Annotated in this window: 25 protein-coding genes; 15 read left to right on the forward strand and 10 right to left on the reverse strand. The window is 73.9% G+C overall.

Annotated features, from left to right (window positions below):
• The first annotated feature begins 12 nt into the window (after nt 1-12).
• The gene (locus ACZ6PY_RS23475; RefSeq protein ID WP_466075014.1) at nt 13-369 is read left to right on the forward strand and encodes a DUF3099 domain-containing protein; all 357 of its coding nucleotides are present in this window, start codon (nt 13-15) and stop codon (nt 367-369) included.
• A 36-nt stretch (nt 370-405) separates the two neighbouring features.
• Here ACZ6PY_RS23475 and ACZ6PY_RS23480 read toward each other — a convergent pair whose 3' ends face one another.
• Together ACZ6PY_RS23480 and ACZ6PY_RS23485 are read right to left on the reverse strand one after the other, a co-directional pair.
• Nucleotides 406-1,302 carry a carbohydrate kinase family protein gene (locus ACZ6PY_RS23480; RefSeq protein ID WP_466075015.1) on the reverse strand — a complete coding sequence of 299 codons (897 nt, stop codon included), beginning with the start codon at nt 1,300-1,302 and terminating at the stop codon, nt 406-408.
• Nucleotides 1,299-2,234, reverse strand: a complete 936-nt coding sequence (locus ACZ6PY_RS23485) for a pseudouridine-5'-phosphate glycosidase (protein WP_466075016.1) — start codon at nt 2,232-2,234, stop codon at nt 1,299-1,301. Before ACZ6PY_RS23485 ends, ACZ6PY_RS23480 begins: the two co-directional genes overlap by 4 nt.
• A gap of 88 nt (nt 2,235-2,322) precedes the next feature.
• Between ACZ6PY_RS23485 and ACZ6PY_RS23490 the strand changes: the two genes are divergently transcribed.
• From ACZ6PY_RS23490 to ACZ6PY_RS23500, 3 genes are all read left to right on the forward strand, one after another.
• The gene (locus ACZ6PY_RS23490) at nt 2,323-2,541 is read left to right on the forward strand and encodes a DUF3039 domain-containing protein (RefSeq protein WP_013284783.1); all 219 of its coding nucleotides are present in this window, start codon (nt 2,323-2,325) and stop codon (nt 2,539-2,541) included.
• A 40-nt stretch (nt 2,542-2,581) separates the two neighbouring features.
• On the forward strand, nt 2,582-3,232 hold the full coding sequence (locus tag ACZ6PY_RS23495) for a trimeric intracellular cation channel family protein (protein WP_466075017.1): 651 nt from the start codon (nt 2,582-2,584) through the stop codon (nt 3,230-3,232).
• Between the two features lie 179 nt (nt 3,233-3,411).
• Nucleotides 3,412-5,145, forward strand: coding sequence for a DEAD/DEAH box helicase (locus ACZ6PY_RS23500; protein ID WP_466075018.1), 1,734 nt, complete (start codon nt 3,412-3,414; stop codon nt 5,143-5,145).
• A 200-nt stretch (nt 5,146-5,345) separates the two neighbouring features.
• Here the strand turns inward: ACZ6PY_RS23500 and ACZ6PY_RS23505 are convergent, their stop codons facing one another.
• Together ACZ6PY_RS23505 and ACZ6PY_RS23510 are read right to left on the reverse strand one after the other, a co-directional pair.
• Entirely contained in the window at nt 5,346-5,579 is a 234-nt protein-coding gene (locus tag ACZ6PY_RS23505; RefSeq protein ID WP_013284786.1) for a DUF7455 domain-containing protein, read from the reverse strand.
• 245 nt (nt 5,580-5,824) lie between these two features.
• Nucleotides 5,825-7,450 carry an RNA polymerase sigma factor gene (locus ACZ6PY_RS23510; protein WP_466075019.1) on the reverse strand — a complete coding sequence of 542 codons (1,626 nt, stop codon included), beginning with the start codon at nt 7,448-7,450 and terminating at the stop codon, nt 5,825-5,827.
• Between the two features lie 285 nt (nt 7,451-7,735).
• On the opposite strand from ACZ6PY_RS23510, the gene ACZ6PY_RS23515 reads away from it, so the two are divergent.
• The gene (locus ACZ6PY_RS23515; RefSeq protein ID WP_466075020.1) at nt 7,736-8,557 is read left to right on the forward strand and encodes an inositol monophosphatase family protein; all 822 of its coding nucleotides are present in this window, start codon (nt 7,736-7,738) and stop codon (nt 8,555-8,557) included.
• A gap of 87 nt (nt 8,558-8,644) precedes the next feature.
• Here ACZ6PY_RS23515 and ACZ6PY_RS23520 read toward each other — a convergent pair whose 3' ends face one another.
• On the reverse strand, nt 8,645-9,157 hold the full coding sequence (locus ACZ6PY_RS23520; RefSeq protein WP_262284590.1) for a LytR C-terminal domain-containing protein: 513 nt from the start codon (nt 9,155-9,157) through the stop codon (nt 8,645-8,647).
• Between the two features lie 437 nt (nt 9,158-9,594).
• On the opposite strand from ACZ6PY_RS23520, the gene ACZ6PY_RS23525 reads away from it, so the two are divergent.
• Together ACZ6PY_RS23525 and ACZ6PY_RS23530 are read left to right on the forward strand one after the other, a co-directional pair.
• A complete protein-coding gene (locus ACZ6PY_RS23525) occupies nt 9,595-9,891 on the forward strand; it encodes a DUF4193 domain-containing protein (protein WP_091269374.1) in 297 nt (98 codons plus the stop codon).
• 132 nt (nt 9,892-10,023) lie between these two features.
• The gene (locus ACZ6PY_RS23530) at nt 10,024-10,878 is read left to right on the forward strand and encodes a hypothetical protein (RefSeq protein ID WP_466075021.1); all 855 of its coding nucleotides are present in this window, start codon (nt 10,024-10,026) and stop codon (nt 10,876-10,878) included.
• A 21-nt stretch (nt 10,879-10,899) separates the two neighbouring features.
• Here the strand turns inward: ACZ6PY_RS23530 and ACZ6PY_RS23535 are convergent, their stop codons facing one another.
• The gene (locus tag ACZ6PY_RS23535) at nt 10,900-11,391 is read right to left on the reverse strand and encodes a DUF3093 domain-containing protein (RefSeq protein ID WP_466075022.1); all 492 of its coding nucleotides are present in this window, start codon (nt 11,389-11,391) and stop codon (nt 10,900-10,902) included.
• 86 nt (nt 11,392-11,477) lie between these two features.
• Here ACZ6PY_RS23535 and dut point away from each other — a divergent pair, with 86 nt between their 5' ends.
• From dut to ACZ6PY_RS23555, 4 genes are all read left to right on the forward strand, one after another.
• Nucleotides 11,478-11,975 carry a dUTP diphosphatase gene (gene dut, locus ACZ6PY_RS23540; RefSeq protein ID WP_466075023.1) on the forward strand — a complete coding sequence of 166 codons (498 nt, stop codon included), beginning with the start codon at nt 11,478-11,480 and terminating at the stop codon, nt 11,973-11,975.
• A 25-nt stretch (nt 11,976-12,000) separates the two neighbouring features.
• A complete protein-coding gene (locus ACZ6PY_RS23545) occupies nt 12,001-12,633 on the forward strand; it encodes a DUF3710 domain-containing protein (RefSeq protein WP_466075024.1) in 633 nt (210 codons plus the stop codon).
• Nucleotides 12,634-12,854: 221 nt separating this feature from the next.
• The gene (locus ACZ6PY_RS23550; protein WP_313722389.1) at nt 12,855-13,235 is read left to right on the forward strand and encodes an OB-fold nucleic acid binding domain-containing protein; all 381 of its coding nucleotides are present in this window, start codon (nt 12,855-12,857) and stop codon (nt 13,233-13,235) included.
• A gap of 56 nt (nt 13,236-13,291) precedes the next feature.
• Complete coding sequence (locus ACZ6PY_RS23555) at nt 13,292-13,906, forward strand: DUF3159 domain-containing protein (RefSeq protein WP_466075241.1); 615 nt, start codon at nt 13,292-13,294, stop codon at nt 13,904-13,906.
• Nucleotides 13,907-13,924: 18 nt separating this feature from the next.
• Here the strand turns inward: ACZ6PY_RS23555 and ACZ6PY_RS23560 are convergent, their stop codons facing one another.
• Both ACZ6PY_RS23560 and ACZ6PY_RS23565 read right to left on the reverse strand, forming a co-directional pair.
• Nucleotides 13,925-14,614 (reverse strand): potassium channel family protein, encoded by a 690-nt coding sequence (locus ACZ6PY_RS23560; protein ID WP_466075243.1) that lies wholly within the window; start codon nt 14,612-14,614, stop codon nt 13,925-13,927.
• Between the two features lie 2 nt (nt 14,615-14,616).
• On the reverse strand, nt 14,617-15,282 hold the full coding sequence (locus tag ACZ6PY_RS23565) for a potassium channel family protein (protein WP_262284501.1): 666 nt from the start codon (nt 15,280-15,282) through the stop codon (nt 14,617-14,619).
• Nucleotides 15,283-15,439: 157 nt separating this feature from the next.
• Here ACZ6PY_RS23565 and ACZ6PY_RS23570 point away from each other — a divergent pair, with 157 nt between their 5' ends.
• The 4 genes from ACZ6PY_RS23570 (at nt 15,440) to dxs (ending at nt 21,977) form a co-directional block, all read left to right on the forward strand.
• The gene (locus ACZ6PY_RS23570; RefSeq protein ID WP_466075025.1) at nt 15,440-17,503 is read left to right on the forward strand and encodes an APC family permease; all 2,064 of its coding nucleotides are present in this window, start codon (nt 15,440-15,442) and stop codon (nt 17,501-17,503) included.
• On the forward strand, nt 17,500-18,756 hold the full coding sequence (locus ACZ6PY_RS23575) for a class I SAM-dependent RNA methyltransferase (protein ID WP_466075026.1): 1,257 nt from the start codon (nt 17,500-17,502) through the stop codon (nt 18,754-18,756). Before ACZ6PY_RS23570 ends, ACZ6PY_RS23575 begins: the two co-directional genes overlap by 4 nt.
• A 46-nt stretch (nt 18,757-18,802) precedes the next feature.
• Nucleotides 18,803-19,963 (forward strand): anhydro-N-acetylmuramic acid kinase, encoded by a 1,161-nt coding sequence (locus tag ACZ6PY_RS23580; RefSeq protein ID WP_466075027.1) that lies wholly within the window; start codon nt 18,803-18,805, stop codon nt 19,961-19,963.
• A gap of 70 nt (nt 19,964-20,033) precedes the next feature.
• Nucleotides 20,034-21,977: a 1-deoxy-D-xylulose-5-phosphate synthase gene (gene dxs / locus ACZ6PY_RS23585; protein WP_466075028.1), complete on the forward strand. Its 1,944-nt coding sequence runs from the start codon at nt 20,034-20,036 to the stop codon at nt 21,975-21,977.
• 218 nt (nt 21,978-22,195) lie between these two features.
• On the opposite strand, the gene ACZ6PY_RS23590 is transcribed toward dxs, so the two are convergent.
• Entirely contained in the window at nt 22,196-22,717 is a 522-nt protein-coding gene (locus ACZ6PY_RS23590; RefSeq protein ID WP_466075029.1) for a hypothetical protein, read from the reverse strand.
• A gap of 154 nt (nt 22,718-22,871) precedes the next feature.
• On the reverse strand, nt 22,872-24,056 hold the full coding sequence (locus ACZ6PY_RS23595) for a hypothetical protein (protein ID WP_466075030.1): 1,185 nt from the start codon (nt 24,054-24,056) through the stop codon (nt 22,872-22,874).
• Between the last annotated feature and the right edge of the window lie 61 nt (nt 24,057-24,117).

Consider the following 24,117-nt stretch of genomic DNA (forward strand, 5'->3'; position numbering starts at 1 on the left):
AGGAGGTCCGTGGTGAAGCGTCAGGCGTACCAGCCGATCCTGATCACCGACGCCTCGCGCAGCCAGGACGACCAGCTCACCAGCCGGCAGAAGCGCTACGTGCTGATGATGGGAATCCGGGTCGCGTGCCTGGTGCTCGGTGCGGTTCTGGTCGGCGTCCAGGCACCACTGCTCTGGCTGTGGCTGCCGCTCTGCGCCCTCGGGATGGTCCTCATCCCCTGGCTGGCCGTGCTGCTGGCCAACGATCGTCCGCCCAAGGAGCAGCACCGGCTGGCCGGCAAGTTCCAGCCCCGCCACCGGGACGAGACCCCGCCCATGGCGCTTCCCGCCGAGGAACTCCCGCACAAGGTCATCGACGCCGAGCCCTGACCGGCCCGGGCGGCAGCCGCCCGGACCGGTCCGCCGTCAGGGCTGGGGCCGCGCGCCGACGGTGGTGACCGCCAGCGCGCCGAGATCGCCGGCCCGGGCCAGCGCCGCGCGCGGGTCCGCGCCGGCCAGCCACGCGGTGAGCAGGCCGGCGGCGAAGGCGTCGCCCGCACCTGTCACGTCCACCACGGCCACCCCGGGCGCCGGGGCCGTCTCGACCAGCCCGGTCCGGTCCACCCAGACCGCGCCGGCCGCGCCCCGCTTCACCACCACCCGGTGGGCCACCGAGGTCAGCGCCCGGGCCTGCGCCGCCGGGTCCAGCCCGCCGGCCAGCACCGTCGCCTCGTCCGTGTTGACCAGCAGCAGGTCGACGTCGCGTACCCAGGTCAGGAAGGCCGTGCCGACCCGCCGCAGCGGGGCCGCGGAGGCGGCGTCGACGCTGGTGGTGAGCCCGCGCTCGCGGGCGGCGGCCAGCGCCCGCAGGCCCGCGCCGCGCGACCCGACGTCCAGCAGCGTGTACGCGGACAGGTGCAGGTGGCCGGCGTCGGGCGCCGCCGCGATGCTCCGTTCGACGTGCTCCGTGGTCAGCCGCAGGTTCGCCCCCCGCTGGCTGACCATGGTCCGCTCCCCGTCGTGGGTGAGCACAATCACCGTGCCGGTGGGGTAGCCCTCGTGCCGCTCCGCGGCACAGGTCACCCCGACCCGCTCCAGTTCGGCGACCCGCTCGCGGCCCGTCTCGTCGTCGCCGACCGCGGCGACCAGCGTGACGGCCGCCCCCTGGCCGGCGAGCCAGGCCGCGGTGTTGGCCGCCTGGCCGCCGCCGCTGAACCGGATTCCGGCGGCGGTGTCCGAGCCGGTGGCGAGGGGGCCGGAGAGCACCGCGAGCACGTCGGTGATGACGTCGCCGACGACGACGATGCGGGGGGCGGGGCTCATGCCGGGGCGGCGGTGCGGCGGGCCGCCGCGGCGACCGCGATCCGTGCCGCCAGGTCGGCGTTGCGCAGGATGATCCGCACGTTCACCGCAAGGCTGGCGCCCTCGGTGGCGGAGTGGAAGTGGGCCAGCAGGAACGGGGTCACCGCCTTGCCGGTCACCCCGTCGCGGGCCAGCATGGCCAGCCCCGTGGCCAGGGTGCGGTCGTGCAGCGCCGGGTCGAGCTGCTCGTCCACCGGCAGCGGGTTCGCCACGATCAGCCCACCGGAGTGCACGCCCTGTTCCCGGCGCGCGGCCAGCACGTCGGCCGCCTGCTCCGGCGACTCCACCGACCAGTCCAGGTCGAAGCCGGCGTCGGTGAGGTAGAAGCCGGGGAAGCGGCGGGTGCGGTAGCCGACGACGCTGACCCCGAGGGTCTCCAGCCGCTCCAAGGTGGCGCCCACGTCGAGGATCGACTTCACGCCGGCGCAGACCACCGCGATCGGGGTCCGGGCCAGGGTGACCAGGTCGGCGGACTCGTCGAAGGTCTGCGCCGCCTCCCGGTGCACCCCGCCCAGGCCGCCGGTGGCGAAGACCCCGATCCCGGCCGCCGCGGCCACCGCGCTGGTCGCCGCCACGGTGGTGGCGCCGTCCGCGCCGGTGGCCGCCGCCACGGCCAGGTCGCGCACCGAGAGCTTGCTCACCCCGTCGACCGTGGCGAGTCGGGTGAGCTGGGCGTCGTCCAGCCCCACGATCAGCTCACCGGCGACCATGCCGATGGTGGCCGGAACGGCTCCCGCATCCCGGACCGCCTGCTCGATCTGACGCGCGACGCGAAGATTGTCCGGTCGGGGCAGGCCGTGGGAGACGATGGTGCTCTCCAGGGCGACGACCGGACGCCCGTCGCGCAGGGCGTCGGCCACCTCGGTGCCGAGACTGATGTGAAAGTTGGTCACTTCGGCTACGGTACGGGCCGCCTCCGGCGCGGGCCCAGGTGGACCGGGCGGGATCGACCTGCAAAACTGGACCGTTGGAGGTGTAGTCGTGAGTACAGAGGTTCTCGAGCGTCCCGAGCTGAAGGACGCCGACACCGGCCCGGAGATGTTCCACTACGTCCGCAAGGAGAAGATCGCGGAGAGTGCCGTCATGGGCACCTACGTGGTCGCGCTCTGCGGCGAGACCTTCCCGGTGACCAAGGCCGCCAAGCCCGGTTCCCCGGTCTGCCCGAAGTGCAAGGAGATCTACGACTCGTACGCCGAGTGATCCCGGGCGGCCCTCCCGGCCGCCCGCGTAACCTGCGGCGGTGACCACCTCCACCCCGCTCCTTCTCGCCGACCTCACCGGCGTGGCGGTCTTCGCGGCCTCCGGCGCCTCCGCGGCGGTGGCCAAACGGCTCGACCTCTTCGGGGTGGTCTTCGTCGGCGTCGTCGCCGCCCTCGGCGGCGGGATCTTCCGCGACCTGGTCATCGACGAGGTGCCGCCGCTGGCCTTCGCCGACTGGCGGTACGCGGTCACCGCGGCGGTCACCGCCGCCGCCATCTTCTGGCTGCACCCCCAGTTCGCCCGGCTGCGCACCACCGTGCTGGTGCTCGACGCGGCCGGTCTGGCACTGTTCACCGTCACCGGCACGCTCAAGGCCCTCGAGGCCCACGTGCCGGCCGTCGGCGCCTGCATGATCGGCATGCTCACGGCCATCGGCGGCGGGCTGGGCCGAGACCTGCTCACCGGTGAGATCCCCGTGGTGCTGCGCCGGGAGATCTACGCCGTGGCCGCGCTGGCCGGGTCGATCGCGGTGGCGCTGCTGTCGACGTACGGCGCGGCGACCGCGGCGCCGCTGACCGCCGCGGCCGTCTTCGTCTTCGCGCTGCGCCTGGTGTCGCTGCGGCGGCGCTGGTCCGCCCCGGTGCCGGCGCCGCGGCCGCCGCGCACCGGCGCCCGGGGACCACAGGTCTGAGCCCCGCGCCCCGGGGTGGGCGGATGTGACCAGCGTGGCGTCGAGTGGGGCGGACGGCCCCCGCTGGTTATGCTGAGTCGGCCTTCGCGGCACCCGATGCGCGAGGGCCTTTTCATGGGCGGCCGCACCCGTGGCCCTCGGCCGGGGTCCGCCGTCGTGCGGTCGGAGAGGAGCTACGCGTGGCACCGCGGTTGCCGGCGCTCGACACATTCCCGCCCCTGCGTGCCTGGCAACGCAAGGCGATGGTGGAGTACCTGCGCCGCCGCACCGACGACTTCACGGCGGTTGCCACGCCCGGCGCCGGCAAGACCACCTTCGCCCTGCGGATCGCCGCCGAGCTGCTGAACGACGGCACCGTCGAGGCGGTCACCGTGGTGGCGCCGACCGAGCACCTGAAGACCCAGTGGGCGGAGTCCGCCGCCCGGGTCGGCATCCAGCTCGACGCCGCCTTCCGCAACGCCGACCTGCACTCCGCGGCGGACTTCCACGGCGCTGTCGTCACGTACGCCCAGGTGGGCATGGCCCCGCAGGTGCACCGGCGGCGCACCATGACCCGGCGCACCCTGGTGATCCTCGACGAGATCCACCACGCCGGTGACTCGCGGACCTGGGGCGACGGCGTCAAGGCGGCCTTCGAGCCCGCCGTACGCCGGCTCATGCTCACCGGCACGCCGTTCCGCTCCGACGACAACCCCATCCCGTTCGTCAGCTACGAGCGGGGCGGGGACGGACTGCTCCGCTCCCGCGCCGACTCGGTCTACGGCTACTCCGACGCGCTGCGCGAGGGCGTGGTCCGGCCGGTGCTCTTCCTGGCGTACTCCGGGGAGACCCGGTGGCGCACCAACGCCGGCGAGGAGCTGGCCGCCCGGCTGGGCGAGCCGATGACCCAGGACCTCGTCGCGCAGGCCTGGCGGACCGCGCTGGACCCGGCCGGCGACTGGATGCCGCAGGTGCTGCGCGCCGCCGACGCCCGGCTGACCGTGCTGCGCACCAACGGGATGCCCGACGCCGGCGGTCTGGTGATCGCCAGCGACCAGCAGGTGGCCCGCTCGTACGCCAAGCTGCTGGAGCAGGTGACCGGTGAGAAGGCCGCCGTGGTGCTCTCCGACGACCAGGGCGCCTCCGCGCGGATCGCGACGTTCGCGGCCTCCGAACAGCGTTGGCTGGTCGCGGTGCGGATGGTGTCCGAGGGCGTCGACATTCCCCGGCTGGCCGTCGGCGTCTACGCGACCAGCGCCAGCACCCCGCTGTACTTCGCGCAGGCGATCGGCCGGTTCGTCCGGGCCCGCCGCCCCGGCGAGACCGCCTCGGTCTTCCTGCCCAGCGTGCCGCACCTGCTCGGTCTGGCCAGCGAGATGGAGGCCGAGCGGGACCACGTGCTGGGCAAGCCGAAGGACTCCGACGGCCTCGACGACGACCTGCTGGAGCGTGCCCAGCGGGACGACCAGGCCAGCGGCGAGCTGGAGAAGCGGTTCGCCGCGCTGTCCGCGACCGCCGAGCTGGACCAGGTGATCTTCGACGGCGCCTCGTTCGGCACGGCCGCCCAGGCGGGCACGCCGGAGGAGGAGGAATACCTCGGCCTGCCCGGTCTGCTCACCGCCGACCAGGTCTCGATGCTGCTCACCAAGCGGCAGGCCGAGCAGCTCGCCGCGCAGCGCCGCCGGGCCACCCAGCGGGCCGCTGAGCCGGCCGCTGCGGCCCCGTCGGCGGCTCCGCCTCCCATGAGTGCCGCCCAGCGTCGGGTGGCCCTCCGGCGGCAGCTGAACGCCCTGGTGGCCGCCCGCCACCACCGCACCGGCCAGCCGCACGGCAAGATCCACGCCGAACTCCGCCGCCTCTGTGGCGGCCCACCCAGCGCCCAGGCGACGATCGAGCAACTGGAAGAGCGCATAGCCACAGTCCAAACCCTCTGACTAGCCTGCCCCCCTGCTCCCTCACCCCTCACCCCGTCCGGGTGATCATGAGGTTGGCGGCGAAGTTGATCGCCGGAACTGCCGCAAACCTCATGATCACGAGGTCCGGGTGGGGTGGGTGGGGACGGGGGTACGCAAAAAGCCGGCCGGAGGTCCCTGGGGACCTCCGGCCGGCTTTATGTCGTGCGGATACCTCGTACTCAGTTCGCCATCAGATCGGCGCCACGCCAGCTGAACTCGGGGTCCGACGCGTAGCGCACGGTGATCTTCACGAGATCCTCCGCGTACTTGTTCGCGTGGTGCCCACAGAACACCAGCTCGCTCCCACCCGCCAGAGTGATCCGGAGCTTGCCGGCAGCATTGCAGCGGTCGCACCGTTCATCGGCGGCCGGGGGGCTCACCGTCTCGGGCGGCGGCGTGAGGGTCGGGGTCATCGCCTTCCTCCTCTGGTCGTCACCGATGAACACTCTCTTCGGTTGCTCACCTATCGTGCAACACCCTTCTCGGGCCCTGCCTTCCCTGTGTGCCCGTCGGGGACGGAGGTCACACCTGGCGTGGGAGACAGTGTGCCGTGCACCAAGGGTGCCACGTCAACGATCACAAACGGGCAACCGTCAGGTCACCGGAGAGTGTTCTACGGCTGGTGATCAAACCGACACGTCTGGTTGACGCGTGCCGGTCAGTCCAGGTAGTCGCGGAGCACCTGGGAACGCGAGGGGTGCCGCAACTTGGACATGGTCTTGGATTCGATCTGCCGGATGCGCTCCCGGGTCACGCCGTACACCTGGCCGATCTCGTCCAGGGTGCGCGGCTGGCCGTCGGTGAGGCCGAAGCGCAGGCGTACCACGCCCGCCTCGCGCTCGGACAGCGTCTGGAGGACCTGCTGGAGCTGGTCCTGCAGCAGCGAGAACGACACCGCGTCGACCGCGACGACCGCCTCGGAGTCCTCGATGAAGTCGCCGAGCTGGCTGTCACCCTCGTCACCGATGGTCTGGTCGAGCGAGATGGGCTCCCGGGCGTACTGCTGGATCTCCAGCACCTTCTCCGGTGTGATGTCCATCTCCTTCGCCAGCTCCTCCGGGGTGGGCTCGCGGCCCAGGTCCTGGAGCAGCTCGCGCTGGATCCGACCCAGCTTGTTGATCACCTCGACCATGTGCACCGGGATGCGGATGGTGCGGGCCTGGTCGGCCATGGCGCGCGTGATGGCCTGGCGGATCCACCAGGTGGCGTAGGTGGAGAACTTGTAGCCCTTGGTGTAGTCGAACTTCTCGACCGCGCGGATCAGGCCGAGGTTGCCCTCCTGGATGAGATCCAGGAACGCCATGCCGCGACCGGTGTAGCGCTTGGCCAGCGAGACGACCAGCCGGAGGTTGGCCTCCAGCAGGTGGTTCTTGGCCCGCTCGCCGTCCCGGGAGATCCACATCAGGTCGCGCTGCATGTCGCGGGTGAGCTTCTCCTCGCCCTCGTCGGCGGCGCGCAGCCGCTCGGCGGCGTAGAGGCCGGCCTCGATCCGCTTGGCGAGCTCGACCTCCTGCTCGGCGTTGAGCAGCGGCACCTTGCCGATCTGCTTCAGGTACGCCCGCACGGAGTCGGCGGAGGCGGTCAGCTCGGCGTCCCGGCGCGCCTGCTTCAGCGCCTCGGACTCCTCGTCGTCCCACTCGAAGTCGTTGTCGGTGGCGGAGCTGGCCGCGTCGGCCTCGGCGGCCTGGGCCAGCTCGGCCGGCTCCTCGACCACCACGTCCTCGATCTCGGCGGCCAGTTCCTCCGGCGAGATCTCGCCCTCGGCGCCCTCGGCCTTCGCGCCGTCCTTGGCCGGCTTCGCCGCCGCGCTCTTGGCGGCCACGGTGGCCTTGGTGGCGCGGGTGCTCTTGGTGGCCTTCGCCGGGGCGGCGGCCTTGGCGGCCACCTCGGCGGTGGTGCCGGTGGCGGTGGCGCCGGCGGCCTTGCGGGCCGTCGCCTTCCGCGGGGCCGGGGCCGGGGACTCCTCGGCGGCCGAGGCCTGCTTCGGGGCGGGCGCGGCGGCCTTCTTGGTGGTCTTGGCGGTGGTGGCCCGGGAGGCCGGGGTGGCGGACCGGGCGGCGGCCACCCGGCGGCGGGTGCTCGCGGAGCCGTCCACGACCACCGTCACGCCCGCCTCGGAGAGCGCACGGAGGATCTTCTTGGCCTGAGCCGGGGTCACCTCAGCGGACTCGACGGTGCGCGCGAGCTGGGCCGACGTGAGCTGGCCGCCGGCGCTCTGCGCGTGGGCGATCAGGGTGTCGGTGAGCGAGCGAACGTCGGCGCCGGGCTGGCGGGGTTCTGTCACGAATGACCTTCCGGAGGCGAAGAGCGAGCACGGCCGGGTCGTCCGGCACGCAAGGAACGCGGTGTCGGGCGATGTCGTTGAGGGACCCCCGTGTCCCGGGCCGGCCGGTCGGTGGCGGTCCGTGGCGCGTGGGCAGGGTGAATTGTAACGCCGTCTGCCGCGATCATCCTGCGCCGCACGGCGGACCGGCCGTACGGACCACCGATCAGGCGCAGTTGTGGACTTTGTAAGGATGATACCCGCGCACGAAGCGGCAGGTCCGCGTCGTGCCGGAAGGGGACGAACATGATCGCCTCGGCACCCACGCCGCAGGAACTGCTCACGATCGCCGTCGAGGTGGCGCGGGACGCCGCGGCCACCGCGCACCGGATGCGGGCCGAGGGGGTCTCCGTCGCCGCGACCAAGAGCACGGTCACCGACGTGGTCACCGCCGCCGACCGGGCGGTGGAGCGGCAGGTGCTGGAGGCGCTGCGGGCGCGGCGCCCCGGCGACGCCGTGCTGGGCGAGGAGTACGGCGCGGGCGAGACCGGCCCGGCCGCCGAGGACGGGGTGCGCTGGATCGTCGACCCGATCGACGGGACCGTCAACTACCTCTACGGGCTGCCGTACTGCGCGGTCTCCCTGGCCGCGGAGGTGGCCGGCGAGGTCGTCGCCGGGGTGGTGCGCAACGTGGCCACCGGCGAGGAGTGGACCGCCACCGCGGGCGGCGGCGCGTGGCGGGACGGGCAGCGGCTGAGCTGCTCCGGCGAGACCGACCTCGGGCAGGCGCTGATCGCGACCGGGTTCGGCTACGACGCCGGCCGCCGGGCGCACCAGGCGCGGGTGGTCGCCGAGCTGATCCCGCAGGTGCGGGACATCCGCCGGATGGGCGCCGCCGCCCTCGACCTGTGCCTGGCCGCCGAGGGCCGGGTGGACGCCTACTACGAGAAGGGGCTGGCCGCCTGGGACCTCGCCGCGGGCGGGCTGGTCGCGCGGGAGGCCGGGCTGCTGGTGACCGGGCTGTCGGGCCGGCCGCCCGGCCCGGACCTGGTGCTCGCCGCGCCGCCGGCGCTCCACGAGCCGCTGCACACCCGGCTCGCCGCCCTGGACGCCTCCGGCGGCCCGTGACCGGTCCCACCCGCACGTACGGAAAGAGTGGCCGCCCCGCCGGGGGGAGGCCACTCTTTCGCGCTGGCGGGCCGACCGAACGGCCGGCTACTTCACCGGGCCCGGGCAGGTGCCGGTGGGCGCCTGCGGCGAGCCGAGGTCGCCCAGGGACTGGTTGACCTCGGTGGTGGTGGCCAACTGCTGGAAACCGTTGCCGAGGATCACGTCGACCGTGTCGTCCTTGCGCTTCAGGTCGGGATCCAGCTTGGCCTCGTTGAGGAAGTAGGCCCGCAGCAGGTGCGCGGAGCCGACACCCTTGGGGCCGTAGCGCAGCACCGCCACGCCGTCCACGGCCTTGGGGGCGTTGGCCTCCTTCTTGACCTGGAACTTGCGGTTGCGGAAGTCGTCCGCGACGCTGCCGGCCAGCCCGGCCTCGTCGGTGCCGTTGTAGACGTTGATTTTGACGTCCTTCTGCTCGCGCAGGCGGACGTCGGCGATCGGCCAGCCCTCGGGGCAGTCCGCGGCGGTGCCGGCCTTGCTCTGGGTGTCGCGGACCAGCGCGACGACGACGAAGACCAGGGCGATGGCCGCCAGCAGTCCGACGACAACGAGTGCCCGCACTCGCGCAAAACTCATTCTGGGCGCTCCCCGGGCGTGATTGGGTGGCGGCGACCGCCGGCGGTCGGTCCGCCCCGCCGGCCGTCGAGTACGCCGCTGAGGTTAACGCTTGTCCGGCCGTCGCGTGGAAACAGTCCGACATGCCGGCGCGCCACCGGGGGAACGGGTACTACTACCCCTATCTTCGTGTCGCCTGAGTCACATTGGGAACAACTTCGGGCGCCGGGGCGTACATCTCTGCCACGAGGGCGGTATACATGCCTCGCCCAAAGGGGGGGTAAGGTTCCGCGCTCGCTGGGGGAGTTCCTTCCTGGCGGTCCCGGCCCAACGACGGTCGGGTCGGGTGCCCGACACTTTTGGTGGCCGGCCAGCGGAACCGAAACAGCGTCGTCCGGCGTTACAACCGGAAGCGACCATATCGATATGGGAGAGTGAAACCGATGGCCACCGACTACGACGCCCCGCGTCGCGACGAGGTCGACCTCGGCGAGGACAGCCTGGAAGAGCTCAAGGCCCGGCGCGTCGACACACAGTCGGGCGCCGTGGACGTCGACGAGGCCGAGGTGGCCGAGAGCTTCGAGCTGCCCGGCGCCGACCTGGCCGACGAGGAGCTCACGGTCAAGGTGCTACCGATGCAGCAGGACGAGTTCCGGTGCGCCCGCTGCTTCCTGGTCCACCACCGCAGCCAGCTGGCGGTCGAGCGCAACGGCGAGCTGATCTGCCGCGAGTGCGTCTGACCCCGACCCGAGACACCGGCGGCGGCCTCCTCGACGGGGCCGCCGCTTATCGAGCCGCCGTGCGGCGGTGGCCGGAAGCTGCTTGACTCGTACCGGCGGGGGTGACGCCGCGCGGAGCAGGAGGGCGGACGGGTGAGCGAGCGCAGCGAGCGGGCCGACGGGCCGGGCGCCGACGACAGCGGCGCCGACCGGCCGACCGACGCGGCCCCCTCGGGCGCCGCCGCCGGGTCCACGCCGCCGGGCGCGGACGCCGACCAGCTCGGCGCGACCGTCGCCGCGCTGACCGCCGACGACCTGCCCGTGGCCCGCCGCCGGCAGCTGCTCACCCGGCTGGTCGGCCAGGCCCGCGCCCGCGGCATCACCGACCTGTACAAGCCGAAGGCCGCGGTCCGCTGGATGGCGGACACCGTCGCCGAGATCGCCCCGCGCGTGCCGATCCGCGACCTGGCCACCCTCCGGAAGCACTTCCCCGGCCTGGACGACGAGGCCCTCGCCGACCGCCTGATCCGCAACGCGTCCCGGGCCACCGCCGGCGTCGGCGCGGCCGGCGGCGGCGTCGCCGCGGTCGAGTGGGCGGTCACGCCGACCCTGCTCTCCGCCCCGGTGCTGCTCGCCGCCGAGACCGTCGCCGTCGTGGCGATCGAGCTGAAGCTGATCGGCGAGCTGCACGAGGTGCACCGGTTGCCGCTGCCGGCCGGCGGCGCCCAGCGGGCCGTGTCGCTGGTGCAGTCCTGGGCCACCCAGCGCGGGGTCAACCCGATGATGCCGGGCGTCGGGGTCAGCGCGGTGCTGGGCACCGCCGCCCGCCGCGAGCTGCGCGACAGCCTGCTGCGCCGCTTCGGCCGCAACCTCACCACGCTGGGCCCGTTCCTGACCGGCGCCGCCGTGGCCGGCTACCTCAACCGGCGGGCCACCCGCACCCTCGGCGACCAGCTCCGCAAGGACCTCCGCCACCAGGCCCGCGCCCTGCCCGGCACGCAGCCCTGACCGGGGAACGGCGCGGGCGGGTCAGGCGGCGTCGCGGGCGGCGATCAGGGCCGCGGCCAGCTCGACGGGGTGCCGGGAGCTGACCACCCAGAACGGGGTGGGGTCGTCGGGGTCGTCGAGCACCACCTGCACGGCGCCGCCCACCCAGGGCCGCTGCACCACGAAGGCGAGCGGGTCGGCGCCGACGCCGAGCACCTCGCGCCGGCCGGCCGCGTCCAGCGGCACCGCGTCCGCGACGTACCGCACCGGCAGGCGCGCGTCGTCGACCCGCAGCTCCCCGGCCCGCACCGTGACCCGGATCCGGCCCAGCCACCAGAGCGTGGCCGCCGCCGCCGGGATCAGCAGCACGAACGGCAACCAGGCCCGGACACCTGTCGCACCCATCCACAGCTCGGCGGCGAGCAGCCCGGCGAGGGCCAGGCCGATCGGCCAGGCCCACCAGGGCAGGCCGAGGCGCTCCGAGTAGTCCGGAGCGGCGGTCACCGGGGCGGCCGGGGATGACGACTGACGCACAGTGCAGAGGGTACGGCGCGCGGACGGCCGCGGAACCGGCAGGATGGCAGGGTCACCCCGCAAGGACCGGACGGAAGAGGATGACCGTGACAGACGTCGTACCCGTGCCCGTGCGGCAACTCGACCCGGAACTGCCGCTTCCGGCGTACGCCCATCCCGGCGACGCGGGCGCGGACCTGGTGGCCGCCGCGGACGTGGAGCTGCCGCCCGGCGGGCGGGCCCTGGTGCCGACCGGCGTGGCCATCGCGCTGCCGGAGGGGTACGTCGGCCTGGTGCATCCCCGATCGGGTCTGGCGGCGAGGCTCGGCGTGACGGTGCTCAACGCGCCCGGTACGGTCGACGCCGGCTACCGGGGTGAGATCCTGGTCAACCTGATCAATCATGATCGGGAGACGCCGGCGAAGATCAGCCGGGGCGACCGGATCGCGCAGCTCGTGGTCCAGCGGGTCGCCCGGGCCGAGTTCCAGCCGGTGGCCGAGCTGCCCGCGTCCCGGCGCGGGACCGGCGGGCACGGCTCCACCGGCGGGCACGCCGGGCTGGTCCCGGCTCCGGCGGGCGGGCGGACGGAAGAGGTGGCAGGGTGAGTGCGAACAGCGGAGGGTGGGCGCAGTGATCTTCTCCCGTAAGCGGGCCGAGGGCGCGCGGCACGCGCGTGACGAGCGGGACACCGGCGTCCTCGACGCCGAGGAGACCCCGCAGGCGCCGGCCCGCGGCCCCTACGACCTGGCCGAGGCGCCCGACGCGCCCCGGCTCGACCTGGGCAGCCTGCAGATCCCGGCGGTGCCCGAGGTCGAGGTGCGGGTGCAGGCCGACCCGCAGGGCGTCATCCAGCAGGTGGTGCTGGTGCACGGCGAGAACGCCCTCCAGCTCGGCGTCTTCGCGGCGCCCCGCTCCGAGGGCATCTGGGACGAGGTGCGCGAGGAGATCCGGCAGTCGCTGTTCAACGACGGCGCCGCCGCCCAGGAGGTCGAGGGGGAGTACGGCACGGAGCTGCGCGCGCGCGTCCGCACCCCGGACGGCATCACCGACCTGCGCTTCGTCGGCATCGACGGGCCGCGCTGGATGGTGCGTGGGGTCTTCCAGGGCGCCGCCGCCACCGACCCCGACGCCGCCGGTCCTCTGGCGGCCTGCTTGGACGGCCTGGTCGTCGACCGCGGCCAGGAGGCCAAGCCGGTCCGTGAGCCGCTGCCGCTGCGGCTGCCCCGCGAGGTGGCCGAGCAGCAGGCCGGGCAGGAGGTCTGAGCACCGCGATCCGGGCCCGGTCGAGTCGGCGTGACGCCGGCCGCCGGGCCCGTCGCGCGTCCGGGCCCGGCAGCGGTACGCCTCGACGCCGGTCCCGCCGGCGGGCCGGATCGGCGTACGCTGGCGGGACGGTTCCGCCACCTGCGGGGCCGCGCCGGCGCGGCCGGCCGATCCAGGGCGCCGGCGCGGGCCGGCCGAGGTGGAGAGGTGACGCGGAGGTCATGACGACCGACGAGAGCCGGGTGTCGCTGCGGCGGCTCCTGCAACGGCTCACCGCGAGCGAGGCCGAGATCGAGGCGCAGGAGCTGCGCCGGGAGAGCGCCGAGTCCGGCGGCATGCCGGCCCACCAGTGCATGCGCGGCCAGGTGGTCTCGGTGGCCGGGCGGCTGCGCACGGTGGTCTACACGCCCCGGACGAACCTGCCCACGCTGGAGGCCGACCTCTACGACGGCAGCGACGTGGTGACCCTGGTCTGGCTGGGCCGGCGGCACATCGCCGGGATCGAGCCGGGCCGGCACCTGACCGCCCGCGGCCGGGTGGCCGTACGGGACGACCGCAAGGTGATCTACAACCCGTACTACGAGCTGGAGTCGCCGAAGTGACGACCGGACAGCACACCGAGCCGGAGCTCGGGCCGGACGACGAGCGGCTGCCCAGCATGGCCGAGCAGATGGCCGACCAGCTCGGCGGCTGGCGGGGTCTGGTCGAGTCGAGCATCCCCGTGGTGGTCTTCGTGCTCGCCAACGTGGTGGGCGACCTGCGCCCCGCGGTGATCGCCTCGGTGGCCGTGGCCCTGCTGATCGCCGGGCTGCGGCTGGCCCAGCGCCGGCCGGTGCGGCACGCGGTCAACGGCCTGTTCGGCATCGCCATCGGCGCGGCCATCGCCTGGCGCACCGGCGACGAGCGCGACTTCTACCTGCCCGGCATCCTCTACGGCATCGGCTACGGCCTGGCCCTGCTGCTCTCGGCGGCCATCCGGCAGCCGCTGGTCGGCTGGATCTGGTCGGTGCTGGTGGCCAAGGGCCGCTCCGAGTGGCGGGACGACCCGCGGCTGGTGCGCACCTTCACCCAGCTCACCGTGCTGTGGGGCGTGGTGTGGCTGGCCAAGGTGGGCGTGCAGGCGGGGCTCTACCTGGCCCACCAGGACACCGCGCTGGGCGTGGCCCGGCTGGCCCTGGGCTACCCGCCGTACGCCCTGCTGCTGCTGATCACCGTGTGGGTGGTGCGCCGGGTGACCCGGGAGCCCGCGCCGCAACCGCTGCCGGGGGCCTGAGCCCCCGGCGCCCGTCGGTCAGGGCCGCTCCCGCTTGCGCTCGACGCTGTCCGGGCCGAGGATCACCGCCCGCACCTCGTTCTCCACGGCGGCCGTGCACACGAAGATCAGCTCGTCGCCGGCCTCGATGGGGTCGTCCGGGCTGGGCACCAGCACCCGCTTGCCGCGCAGGATCGCCACCAGCGCCGCGTCCCGGGGGATCGGCACCGCGTGGATGGGCTGCCCGACGTAGGGCGCCGTGGGCGGCAGGGTGATCTCGACCAGGTTCGCCTCGCCCTGGCGGAAGGTCATGAGCCGGACCAGGTCGCCGACGGTGACCGCCTCCTCGACCAGCGCGGCCATCACCCGCGGCTTGCTCACCGCGACGTCGACGCCCCACTGCTCGGTGAAGAGCCACTCGTTCTCGGCCCGGTTGACCCGGGCCACCACGCGGGGCACCGCGAACTCGGTCTTGGCCAGCAGGGACACCACGAGGTTGACCTTGTCGTCGCCCGTGGCGGCCACGACCACCTCGCAGCCGGCCAGGTTGGCCTCCTCCAGGCTGGCCAGCTCGCAGGCGTCGGCCAGCACCCAGTCGGCGGCCGGCACCCGGTCGGGGCGGAGCATCTTGGGCTGCCGCTCGATCAGCATCACCTGGTGGCCGTTGTCGATCAGCTCCTGGGCGATCGACCGGCCCACGTTGCCGGCGCCGGCGATGGCGATGCGCATGCTCACTGCCCCCCTTCGGGCGGCGCCGCCGCCACCGAGGTGACCGAGGCGGCGATGTCGTCGGTCACCAGCATGAAGACCTGGTCGCCCTCCTGCACCACGGTGGAGGCGGTGGGCAGCGTGCCGATCCCGAACCGGATCAGATAGGCCACCCGGGCTCCGGTGGCCTCCTCCAGCTGCCGCAGCGACCGGCCGATCCAGTCCTTGTGCACCGGCACCTCGATGATCGACACGGTGCTGGTGGGGTCGCGGAACATCTCGACGTTGCCCTCGGGGACGAGGTGGCGCAGCATCCGCTCGGCAGTCCACCGCACGGTGGCCACGGTGGGGATGCCGAGGCGCTCGTAGACCTGGGCGCGGCGCTGGTCGTAGATGCGCGCGGCCACCCGGGACACGCCGAAGGTCTCCCGGGCCAGCCGGGCCGAGATGATGTTGGAGTTGTCGCCGCTGGAGACCGCGGCGAACGCGTCGGCGCGCTCGATGCCGGCCTGCCGCAGCACCTCGCCGTCGAAGCCGGCGCCGGTGACCGTGATGCCGGCGAAGTCCGGCCCGAGACGGCGGAACGCGTCCGCGTCCTGGTCGATCACCGCCACCGAGTGCCCCCGGGACTCCAGGCTTTGCGCCAGGGTCGACCCGACCCGGCCGCAGCCCATGATCACGACATGCACGGTGTCCGCTCCTCCCACGGTGCCGCACGCTGGCCCGTCGACTGCGAGCCTGCCACGTCCCCGCGCCCGGCGGGGGACCGACCGTACCGCGCGGTCCCGCGCGGGACGATCAGGCACCCCCACCGCCCGACCGGGGGTGGTCGTACTCTTGGCGCTTGTGGCCAGACCCACCTCGCTGCTGAAGCGACTCCTCCTCGGTCGACCGTTCCGGTCCGACCGACTCCAGCACACCCTCCTGCCGAAGCGCATCGCGCTGCCGGTCTTCGCCTCCGACGCGCTCTCCAGCGTCGCCTACGCCCCCGACGAGATCCTGCTGACGCTCTCCATCGCGGGCGCGTCGGCCTTCTTCTTCTCGCCGTGGATCGCGCTCGCGGTCGTCGTGGTGATGCTCACCGTGGTGGCCAGCTACCGGCAGAACGTGCACGCCTACCCCTCCGGCGGCGGGGACTACGAGGTGGCGACGGTCAACCTGGGGCCGCGGGCCGGGCTCGCCGTGGCCAGCGCGCTGCTCGTCGACTACGTGCTGACCGTGGCGGTGTCGGTCTCCTCGGGCGTCGCGAACCTCGGCTCGGTGGTGCCGTTCGTGGCCACCCACAAGGTGCTCATCGCGGTCAGCGCCGTGGTGCTGCTGACCGCCATGAACCTGCGCGGCCTGCGCGAGTCGGGCACCGCGTTCGCCATCCCCACCTACGGCTTCGTGATCGTCATCGGCGGCATGCTGCTGACCGGGCTGGTCCGGATCTTCATCCTCGGTCACGACCTGCGGGCGCCGAGCGCCGGGCTGGAGATCCACGCCGAGCACAGCGTGACCGGCTTCGCGTTGATCTTCCTGTTGCTGCGCACCTTCTCCTCCGGCTGCGCGGCGCTCACCGGCGTCGAGGCGATCTCCAACGGCGTGCCCGCGTTCAAGAGCCCCAAGTCGAAGAACGCGGCGACCACCCTGCTGCTGCTCGGCACCATCGCGGTCAGCATGCTGGTCGGCATCATCTGGCTGGCCAAGCTGACCGGCCTCCAGTTCGTCGAGGACCCGGCGCAGATCGTCTCCGGGCCGGACGGCTACGTGCAGAAGACCGTCACCACCCAGCTCGGCCAGACCGTCTTCGGCGACGGCTCGGTGCTGCTCTACGTGGTGGCCGGGATGACCGCGCTGATCCTGTTCCTGGCCGCGAACACCGCCTTCAACGGCTTCCCGGTGCTCGGCTCGATCCTGGCGCAGGACCGCTACCTGCCCCGCCAGTTGCACACCCGGGGCGACCGGCTGGCCTTCTCCAACGGCATCGTCTTCCTGGCCGTCTTCGCGGTGGTGCTGATCATCGGCTTCCAGGCCGAGGTGACCCGGCTCATCCAGCTCTACATCGTCGGGGTGTTCGTCTCGTTCACCCTGTCCCAGGCCGGCATGATCCGGCACTGGAACCGCCACCTGCGCACCGAGCGCGACCCGGAGGCGCGGCGACGGATGGTCCGCTCCCGCGCGATCAACGCGTTCGGCATGGCGATGACCGGCGTGGTGCTGATCATCGTGCTGCTCACCAAGTTCCTGCTCGGCGCCTGGATCGCGATCGCCGCCATGGCGATGATCTACCTGGTCATGCTGGCCATCCGCCGGCACTACGACCGGATCGCCGCCGAGCTGGAGCCGACCGAGCAGCGCGCCGTGCTGCCCGCCCGCAACCACGCCATCGTGCTGGTCAGCAAGCTGCACCAGCCCACCCTGCGGGCCATCGCGTACGCGCGGGCGACCCGGCCGGACACGCTCACCGCCGTGACGGTGAACGTGGACGACAAGGACACCCGGGACCTCCAGGCCGACTGGGAGCGGCGGGAGCTGCCGGTGCCACTGACCGTGATCGACTCCCCGTACCGGGAGATCACCCGGCCGATCCTCAACTTCGTGGCGTCGACCCGCCGGGAGTCGCCCCGCGACGTGGTCACCGTCTTCATCCCGGAGTACGTGGTGGGCCGCTGGTGGGAGAACCTGCTGCACAACCAGAGCGCGCTGCGGCTCAAGGGCCGGCTGCTCTTCGAGCCGGGCGTAATGGTCACCAGCGTGCCCTGGCAGCTCGCCTCGACCGCCAGCAAGAACCTGGACCGGCTGGACGCCACGCTGACCCGTGGCCCGGCCCGCGGCCCCCGGGTCGCCCCGCGCAGCACCCTGCCGCCCAGCGTCCCGCCGGTGGTGTCCGCGCCGCCCGGTGAGAGCGGTGCGGGGGAGCGCCCGTGACCGCGCCGGCCCGCAGCGGGCTGGAGGAGGCGCAGCGGGTCGAGCTGACCGTGGACGCGGTGGCCCCAGGCGGGCACTGCGTGGCCCGCGTCGACGGTCAGGTGGTCTTCGTCCGGCACGCGCTCCCCGGCGAGCGGGTGGTGGCCGAGGTGACCGAGCTGCACCGGGGCTTCGCCCGCGCTGACGCCGTGGAGATCCTCACCCCCTCACCGGACCGGGTCGAGCAACCCTGCCCGTACGCGAAGCCGGGCCGGTGCGGCGGCTGCGACCTCCAGCACGTCACCCCGGCCGCCCAGCTCGACTGGAAGCTCGCCGTGGTGCGCGAGCAGCTCACCCGCCTGGGCGGGCTCACCGACGACCAGGTCGACGCGCTGGGCGTCCGGGTCGAGGCGCTGCCCGGCGGCCCGCTCGGCTGGCGCTCCCGGGTCCGGTACGCGGTCGACGCGGCCGGCCGGGCCGGGCTGCTCAAGCACCGCTCGCACGAGGTGGTGCCGATCGACCGCTGCCTGATCGCCCACCCGGCCCTCCAGGAACTGCCGGTGCTGGCGCCCAGCGGGGCCCGCTGGTCGGACGCCGACGCCGTCGAGACGGTCGCCTCCACGGGCGGCGACGTGAGCGTCGTCGCGTACGCCGAGGGGGTCCCCACCCCGGTGAGCGGCTCGGCCGATGTGCGCGAGGTGGCCGCCGGCCGGGACTGGACGCTGCCCGCGTCCGGCTTCTGGCAGGTGCACCCGGCCGCCGCGGACACCCTGGTCGGCGCGGTGCTCGACCTGCTCGACCCGCGCCCCGGCGAGACCGCCTGGGACCTCTACGGCGGCGCCGGGCTGTTCGCCGCGGCCCTCGCCGGCCGGGTCGGCGACGCCCGGGTCACCCTTGTCGAGTCGAGCGGAAGCGGGGTGGACGCGGCCCGCGCCAACCTGGCCGACCTGCCCCGGGTCGAGGTCGTCGCCGCCCGGGTGGAGGCCGCGCTGGCCCGCCGCCGGGTCACCGGCCCGGTCGACCTCGTGGTGCTCGACCCGCCGCGCTCCGGCGCGGGCGCCCCGGTGGTGCGGGACATCGTCGCGGCCGGACCGCGGGCGGTCGCCTACGTGGCGTGCGACCCGGCGGCCTTCGCCCGGGACGTGCGCACGTTCACCGGGGCCGGCTGGCGGCTCGCCGCCCTGCGCGGCTTCGACCTGTTCCCGATGACCCAGCACGTCGAGCTGGTCGGCCTGTTCCTGCCCCCTGCGACGACTCCAGCTCGGCGCGTCTGACGCCGCGCCGCGACCTGGAGCCGTCGGGAGTGACTAGCCTGGCCCGGTGAAGATCGTCGGGCTGATGTCGGGGACCTCGTACGACGGGGTGGACGTGGTGGCGGCCGAGTTCGCCCGGGACGGGGAGATGCTGACCCTGCGGCCGCTCGGGCACCGGAGCCTGGACTACCCCGCCGACCTGCGGGCCGAGATCGGCGCGCTGCTGCCCCCGGCGGCCACCACGATCGAGGCGGTCTGCCGGCTGGACAACCGGCTCGGCGAGGTCTTCGCCGACGCGGCGGCGGTCGGCGTCGAGCTGGCCGGTGGCGCGGCCGACGCGGTGGTCTCGCCCGGGCAGACCGTCTTCCACTGGGTCGAGGCGGGCCGGGTGCGGGGCACCCTCCAGCTCGGCGCGCCGGCCCGGGTGGCCGCCCGGGTGGGCGTACCCGTGTTGCACGACCTGAGGTCGGCGGACGTGGCGGCCGGCGGACAGGGCGCGCCGCTGGTCCCGGCGTTCGACGCCCTGCTGCTCGACGCGGCCGCCGGGCCGCGGGCGGCGCTCAACCTGGGCGGGATCGCCAACCTCACCGTGGTCGCCCCCGGGGCGCCGGTCCTCGGGTACGACGTGGGCCCGGCGAACGCCCTCCTGGACGCGGCGGCCCGGCGCTTCCTGGACCGCCCCTGCGACACCGACGGCGCCCGGGCGGCGGCCGGGCGGGTGCACGACGGGCTGCTGGCGCTGCTGCTCGCCGAGCCCTACTACGCCGCGTCCCCGCCCAAGTCGACAGGCAAGGAGCTGTTCCACGCCGGCTACCTGGACGACCGGCTGGCCGCCCTGGGCGAGCCGGTGGCCGCCGACGACGTGCTCGCCACGCTCACCGAACTGACCGCCCGGACGGTCGCCGACGCCTGCGACCGGCACGGGGTGACCGAGGTCATCGCCGCCGGCGGGGGAGTGCGCAACCCCACACTCCGGGCCCGGCTCGCCGCCCTCGGGGAGGGGCGCTGGCGGCTGCGCACCACCGACGAGCTGGGAGTGTCGGCCCAGGCCAAGGAGGCGTACGCGTTCGCCCTGCTGGGGTGGCTCTCCTGGCACGGGCTGCCGGGGGCCCTCCCCTCGGTCACCGGGGCGTCCCGGGCCGCCGTGCTGGGCTCCTGGACCCCCGCCGGCCCTCCGTTCGCCGCCACCCCGGCCCCGGCGCCCCGCCGGTTGGTCGTCGTCCCCTGATCGGGGCTCTGACCTGGGAAGATCCACGGCCGCGCTGCGGGCTGTCGGGTGGCCGATAGACTCTCCGGTCATGAGTGTTGAAGAGGGCACGGCCAACCACGGTCGGCTGCTGGGCACGGTCCGCGGCCCGCAGGACGTGAAGCGGATGACGGCCGAGCAGCTGGACATCCTCGCCGCGGAGATCCGGGACTTCCTGATCGCCAAGGTCTCCCGCACCGGCGGGCACATCGGCCCCAACCTGGGCGTGGTCGAGCTGACCCTGGCCATGCACCGGGTCTTCGACTCGCCGCGCGACCGGCTCCTGTTCGACACCGGCCACCAGGCCTACGTGCACAAGATCGTCACCGGCCGGCAGGAGGGCTTCGACAAGCTCCGCCAGCGCGGTGGCCTCTCCGGCTACCCGAACCAGGCGGAGAGCGAGCACGACCTCATTGAGAACTCGCACGCCTCCACCGCCCTGTCCTACGCCGACGGGCTCGCCAAGGCGTACGCGCTGCGCGGTGAGAAGCGCGCCGTGGTGGCCGTGGTCGGCGACGGCGCGCTGACCGGCGGCATGTGCTGGGAGGCGTTGAACAACATCGCCACCGCCGGCAACCCGCTCGTGATCGTGGTCAACGACAACGGCCGGTCCTACTCGCCGACCATCGGCGGCCTCGCCGACCACCTGTCGTCGCTGCGGCTCAACCCCGGCTACGAGAAGGTGCTCGACACCGTCAAGGACGCCCTCGGCTCGACCCCGCTGGTCGGCAAGCCGATGTACGAGGTGCTGCACGCGGTCAAGAAGGGCATCAAGGACGCGGTCGCCCCGCAGGCCATGTTCGAGGATCTCGGCATCAAGTACGTCGGCCCGGTCGACGGCCACGACATCCCCGCCGTCGAGTCGGCGCTGCGCGCAGCGAAGAACTTCGGCGGCCCGGTGATAGTGCACGCGGTCACCCGCAAGGGCTACGGCTACCGCCCGGCCGAGGAGGACGAGGCGGACTGCTTCCACGGCCCGGGCGCGTTCGACGCCGAGACCGGCAGGCTTGTCGCCGCCCCGTCGGTGAAGTGGACGAACGTCTTCGCCGACGAGCTGGTCACCATCGCCGACGAGCGCCCCGACGTGGTCGGCATCACCGCGGCCATGGCCGAGCCCACCGGCATCGCCACCCTGGCCCGCAAGTACCCCAACCGGGTGTACGACGTGGGCATCGCCGAGCAGCACGCCGTCACCTCGGCGGCCGGCCTGGCCATGGGCGGCCTGCACCCGGTGGTCGCCGTCTACGCCACCTTCCTCAACCGCGCCTTCGACCAGGTCCTGCTCGACGTGGCCATGCACAAGCTGCCGGTCACCTTCGTGCTGGACCGGGCCGGCATCACCGGCCCCGACGGGCCCAGCCACTACGGCATCTGGGACATGTCGGCGTTCGGCGTGGTGCCCGGCCTGCGGATCGCCGCGCCCCGCGACTCGGCCACCCTCCGCGAGGAGCTGCGCGAGGCGGTCGCCGTGGACGACGGCCCGACCATCCTGCGGTTCCCGACCGGCACCGTGGCCGCCGACGTGCCGGCCGTCCGCCGGGTCGGCCCGGTCGACGTGCTGGCCGAGTCGGCGCGCACCGACGTGCTGCTGGTCGCGGTCGGCTCCTTCGCCGGCCTCGGCATGGAGGTCGCCACCCGGGTCGCCGAGCAGGGGTACGGCGTGACAGTGGTCGACCCGCGCTGGGTGCGCCCGGTGCCGGCCGAGCTTGTCGAGCTGGCCGCCGGGCACCGGCTCGTCGTCACCGTCGAGGACGGCGTCCGTGTTGGCGGTGTCGGATCGGCCCTCGCCCAGGCCATGCGGGACGCGGACGTCCGGGTGCCGGTGAAGGACCTCGGCGTGCCGGCGGACTGGCACCCGCACGGGACGCGGGCGCAGATCCTCGCCGACCTGGGGCTGACGGCTCAGGACGTGGCGCGGAACGTGACCGGGTGGATCTCCGGGCTGGACGCGCAGTCGGTCGAGACGGCCGCCGACGAGGCCACCGCGAAGAACTGATCTCCGCTACGCCGAACTGGCGGTCCTGCCGTGCGCAGGGCCGCCAGTTCCTGTCAATGCCGGTAGCCGATCCGCCTCCACCGCCTCGTCCAGGACCTGCCCAGAAAGATCTTGGACGGAAACGGTCCCTACCGGGGCCGTTTCGTACCAAGATCGCCAGCGGGAGGGCGAGCCCAACCCCGCGGGCGGACTTCAGCGGCGCGGGCCGCTACGGGGCGTCAGGGTGTGGTCGGCTCGCATTCCGCCGTGAACGTGTCGAAGGCGACCGTCACGGTGCCGTCGGCGTTGAGGGTGGTGTGGTTCCTGATCCGGAGCAGGGCGTCGTTGCCCGGTCCCGGTCCCACGATCTTGAAGACCAGTTCCTGCGTCGAGGTGATGGGCAGCCCGCCGGAGCCCTGGTTGTAGACGAAGAGGTTGACCCGGGTGCTGACGTACCGGTCGCCGGTCGTCGCGCCGGTGCCGTGCACGTTCGACTGGGTCTCGACGATGTGGACGTGGAACCCGCCGGTGCCGTCGACGGTCACGTGGTAGACCTCGCTGATCGTGCCGTCGAAGTCGACGACCTCGCCGAGGCCGCCGTTGGCGCAGGGCAGGACGACGGAGAGGTCCAGCGGGGCCCGGAGGATCCGGGTGGTGGTGTCCGCGGCGTGCGCGGGCGTCGGCCCGGCCACGAGCGCGAGCGACGGCGCGAGCAGCGCCACCGCCGAGGCGAGTCGGGCCCTGGACCTGAGTGTGGGCATGGCGACCGTCCTTCCGGGACGCCCCGGCCGCGACCGACCGGGATCCCCTGGAATCTGCTCTCCGGTGGGTGAGGGCGTCAATACGGTGCGCGTACGGCGGCGGGTCGGCCCTTCGGCCGGCGGGAGGCGCCGGCACGGACGCCGGGTCGACCGCTCAGCGCCCGCCGACGGACCGGTACCAGGTCTTCTCGGTGCCCGCCAGGCTGAACGTCTGCTTCCGCTCCGGCTGCGCCACGACCACGAGACCGGGACGGTCCACCAGCCGCGTGGTCCCCGGTGGCGCCGCGAACGAGGCGTCCCGCGTCCGCCAGGTCAGCACCGCGAGCGGCTGCCCCGGCACCGGCAGGTAGTAGGCCTGCAGGGTCGTGGAGCGGTCGGCGGGGGAGACCACGGGAGCCCCGCCTCCCGCCGGCCGGTAGACCACCGCCGTCATCGTCCCGGTGGCGCTCTCCCAGGTGAGCTGCTCCAGCTCACCCGGCTCGCCGCCACCCAGCGTCACCGAGCCCAGCGACCGCACCGCGATCTTCGCCATCGGCCACGACTCCGGCGCCGAGCGCGGCGCCTGCCGGTCCCCGATCCGCCGCGGCACGCTCCCGAACGGCCCCCGCTCCCCGCCGAGCACGCAGGTGTCCAGCCCGGTCAGCGCCCGCTTGCCCGAACCCGTCTCGTCCCGCACCAGCGGATAGCGGGGCGCCGGGGTCGCCGTACCCAGGTCGAGGACGCGGTCGGCGGCCCGACCGCGCGGCAGCGAGCGGGTGGCCCGCAGCGTCGCGGTCACCGCCACCGCCTGGCAGGCGGGCACGGCGACCGGCTCGGTGATGCCGTCGGCCGCGGGCAGCGCCGTGCCGTCGGGGCCGAGCAGCCGCTCCACCCGGGCGGAGGTCAGGTAGCGGCGGCCGGTGGGCTGCTGGACCGGCAGCACGTCGGAGTAGACCAGGTAGCCGGGGTCGGTGTACTCGGTGGCGTGGGCCACCCGCCAGCGCTGCCCGTCGCGGTCGAGTTGCAGCAGCCAGGAGGCGGCCTCGCCGGGCACGTCGGCGGCGACCAGGGCGAGCGGCGACCCGGCGACCTCCCCGGAGTAGAGGATGCCGGAGGAGGACAGGTGGGCGCGGTCGTCGACGGGGGAGCGCCAGTCGCGGACGGCGGCGGTGATCCCGGCGGTCGCGGCGGCGTCGCGGGCCAGGCTGCCCCGCGCCGGCCAGACCGCCAGCGTGCCGTCCCGGCTGTCGTAGCCGACCGGCAGCGCCGCGGGCTGCCGCCCGGCGACCGGGCCGCAGCCGGTCAGCAGCAGGGCCAGCAGCGCGGTGGCCGTCGTGCCGCGTCGGCGGGCTGAAGCCACCCTGTACGCCCCCTGTTATCCCATCGCGGTCGTGTCCGGAAGCCCACATGGTACGAGACGA

The organism is Micromonospora sp. NPDC048907 (assembly GCF_055586885.1).